Origin of the sequence: Brevibacillus sp. AG (genome assembly GCF_028369215.1) — a bacterium.
GTDB lineage: Bacteria > Bacillota > Bacilli > Brevibacillales > Brevibacillaceae > Brevibacillus > Brevibacillus porteri.
This window is the reverse complement of record NZ_JAQMYO010000035.1, coordinates 1-1,276: the sequence shown is the minus strand read 5'-3', so window position 1 is coordinate 1,276 and position 1,276 is coordinate 1. Positions and strand designations below refer to the sequence as shown.

Below are 1,276 nucleotides of genomic sequence, written 5' to 3'. Positions count from 1 at the left end.
TGAAGTGCACCCCTTAGAATAGACATTGGAAAAACCCCTAGGTTAATCCGATGTAATTCTAGGGGGTGCTTTTCGTCATGGCAGTGAAAGGACGCAAATGTAAACATTATCCAGAATCACTCAAAGTAGAAGCAGTTCGCTTGCACGTGGAAGACCGATGGAGTTACAGAAAGATTGCAGAACATCTAGGGGTCCAGGATAAATACCGCGTCAGAACTTGGATGAGAAAGTATCGCGAAAGTGGAGACGCATCATTCAAGGACGGGCGTGGAAATCCTCATCGGGTTGAAACGGAGCAGGATCGGGAAATTCGGCGTCTACAACTGGAGGTAGATGTCTTAAAAAAGTGGTTACAAATCTTGAATCGGGAGGGTTGCAAAACAAGCACATCGTCGTTGACGAGCTAAGGGACAAACGAAGCGTTCAAGAACTGTGCGCTTATTTAGGTATAAGCCGAAGCGGTTACTATGCGTATGTGAAACGCAAGGACGATGATCGCGACGAACATCTTAAACGCAAAATCAGAAGCATTTATGAAGAACGGGACAAGACGGTTGGCTATCGTCGTGTCCAGGACGAGTTGTACCGCCAATATAACCTGAAAGTAAATCACAAGAAAGTGCTACGTCTCATGCAGGAGCTAGGCATGCAGGCAATCATCCGTCGAAAATACATCCACCGTACCAGTTATGAAGCAGCTGTCTCGGATGGCAGAATCGCGGAAAATTTGCTACAACGAAATTTTACTGCGGAAGGGCCTAATCAAAAGTGGGTAACGGATGTCACACAATTTCGGGTATTTGACCGTCGGATTTACTTATCTGCCATTAAAGATCTATGGAACAATGAGATTGTCGCTTATCATCTAAGCCAGCGAAACGATAATCCACTTGTATTGGAGACCTTCAAGAAAGCATTTGAAAAGCAAAAAGACGTGGCTGGATTGATCGTTCACAGCGATCAAGGGTACCAGTACACGTCCCATGCATACCACGACATGCTGCCAAAGGTTGGCGCCCAAATCAGCATGTCTCGTCGAGGCAATTGTTATGACAACGCCTCCATGGAGAGCTTCTTTTCACATCTGAAAGTTGAAGCACTCTATCCCTATGATATCCGAAGTATAGAGGAAGCACAAAGGCGAATTGAAGAATTTATTCTCTTTTATAACGAGAAAAGAGCACAACGAAAACTAAACAAGCTGACGCCAGTTGAATACCGACGTCAGCTTATTGCCTAGGGCTTTTTCAATGTCCACTAAATGGGGTCTTGACCA

2 protein-coding genes are annotated in these 1,276 nt (G+C 45.0%); both read left to right on the top strand.

The window, feature by feature from the left end:
* The first annotated feature begins 77 nt into the window (after window positions 1-77).
* Entirely contained in the window at window positions 78-407 is a 330-nt protein-coding gene (locus POF51_RS31965) for a helix-turn-helix domain-containing protein (protein ID WP_271756754.1), read from the top strand.
* Complete coding sequence (locus POF51_RS31960; protein WP_271756752.1) at window positions 374-1,240, top strand: IS3 family transposase; 867 nt, start codon at window positions 374-376, stop codon at window positions 1,238-1,240. The genes POF51_RS31965 and POF51_RS31960 overlap by 34 nt, the downstream gene beginning before the upstream one ends.
* Window positions 1,241-1,276: the final 36 nt, after the last annotated feature.